Annotated in this window: 2 protein-coding genes and 1 pseudogene; 1 reads left to right on the forward strand and 2 read right to left on the reverse strand. The window is 32.7% G+C overall.

Going from position 1 to position 1,676, the window contains the following annotated elements; translation table 11 throughout:
• Positions 1 to 304: GDP-mannose 4,6-dehydratase (locus tag J6V67_RS04845; protein WP_291859565.1), on the forward strand; the 304-nt coding region annotated here is incomplete at its 5' end.
• A 57-nt stretch (positions 305 to 361) separates the two neighbouring features.
• Here J6V67_RS04845 and J6V67_RS04850 read toward each other — a convergent pair.
• Positions 362 to 1,387, reverse strand: a complete 1,026-nt coding sequence (locus J6V67_RS04850; RefSeq protein WP_291859568.1) for a GDP-mannose 4,6-dehydratase — start codon at positions 1,385 to 1,387, stop codon at positions 362 to 364.
• Between the two features lie 63 nt (positions 1,388 to 1,450).
• Positions 1,451 to 1,676, reverse strand: a pseudogene (locus J6V67_RS04855) (GDP-L-fucose synthase); the annotation flags it as partial.

Raw genomic sequence — 1,676 nt, forward strand, 5'->3', positions numbered from 1 at the left:
AGGAATTGATGAAGTAGGCTTCATTGCTAAATTGGACTTAGAGCGTTTAAAAGAACTAAATTTATCTAATGAGCATTTAAAAATCGGACAAATAGTTGTAAAAATTGACTCTAGATATTTTAGACCTACAGAGGTTGATTTGCTGCTTGGTGATCCAAGTAAGGCTGAGCGTGAGCTAGGTTGGACAAGAGAATTTGATTTACACGACTTAGTCAATGATATGATGCAAAGCGATTTAAAATTAATGCACAAAGATGCATTTTTGCAAGAAAATGGCTATAAAATCATGCGTTATTATGAGTAATAATATCAAGCTTGTAAGAATTACTTACAAGCTTGAATAATTGTTTAATTTTATAAATCAACGATTTAACGGAATTCGGCCTTTTTTAATTTCATCTCTCCAGTGATTTAATAAGTCTTCAAACATCTTTCTAGCTGGAATTTCTGGCTTCCAATTGATAAAGCTTTTAATTTTAGTATTATCAAACATCTGATAATCAGCATCTATTGGTCTTAGTCTAGCAGCATCTTCTTGTACTGTAATATCATCTCTGGTAGAAAATCCTAACAAAATCTCAATAACTTCAGGCAATTTAAATGCCTCTTCTCCAGCAATATTAAACGCCTCTCCACAAGGCACATTGCCTTTAGCGCTCTCTACTGAAAGCAAATAATATGCCCTAATGGCATCACGACAATCTTGAAATGTTCTAACGCTTGAGAGATTTCCGACTTTTATAATTGGCTCTTGTAATCCTGCCTCAATAAGTGCAATCTGCTTTGCTACTGTACTTTCAAAAAATACATCACTACGCCTTGGTCCACTATGAGTCCCCATTCTTGTTACATATGTTTTTATTCCATACGCTTCGCCATAGAATCTACCTAAATAATCAGTTCCGATTTTGCTAATGCTATATGGACTAGCACCGTGAAATGGAGTTTCTTCATTTAGTTTCACACCTACTTTTGCTCTACCGTACACCTCACTAGAGCTACATACATGCACAACCGGATCATAGCCATCTTTTTGCTTTAAAGCTCTAATATTTTCTAAAATATTAGCCGTTCCTATGATATTTGTTTGCAAAGTTTCAATAGGAATATCAAAAGATGTTTTAGGAAAAGATTGTGCGGCTAAGTGGAAAATAACATCTGGACGATGGGTTTCAAAAAGTTTTTGGATACTTGAATAGTCATTTAAATCGGCATAATATACGTTTATTCTATCATTTTTATTGATTCTATCGCTTAAATGATAGATATTATCCATAGGCTCTTGCCAACGCATCATACCTATGACTTCATAATCTGTATTTTCTAGTAAAAAATCGGCCATTTGAGAGCCAACTTGCCCAGTAAATCCAGTAATTAAAGCTTTCATTATTAAATTTCCTTAAAATTAAATTGGGTTATGGTAGCATTTAATTGCTAAAAATATTATAAATTATCTACTCCAAGCACCATACATTTCTATCATTTTTTTAAGACCATTTTCTAATGAAATTTGATTTGTAAATCCAAGTTTATCAAATTTTTTCCTACTCATTGTTTTTCTTAATGTTCCATCATTGCGGCTTAACTCTTGTTCAAAAATTAGCTCGCCTTTATAATCCATTAATTTAGCAATTAAAAACGATAACTCTTTTATACTTATTGGCTTACCATCGCTA

It is taken from the genome of Campylobacter sp. (assembly GCF_017646085.1).
Taxonomy (GTDB): domain Bacteria; phylum Campylobacterota; class Campylobacteria; order Campylobacterales; family Campylobacteraceae; genus Campylobacter.

What these genes read in the sequence shown, in the direction of transcription:
- J6V67_RS04850 (WP_291859568.1), bottom strand. Translation starts at nt 1,387, where the DNA reads ATGAAAGCTTTAATTACTGGATTTACTGGGCAAGTTGGCTCTCAAATG.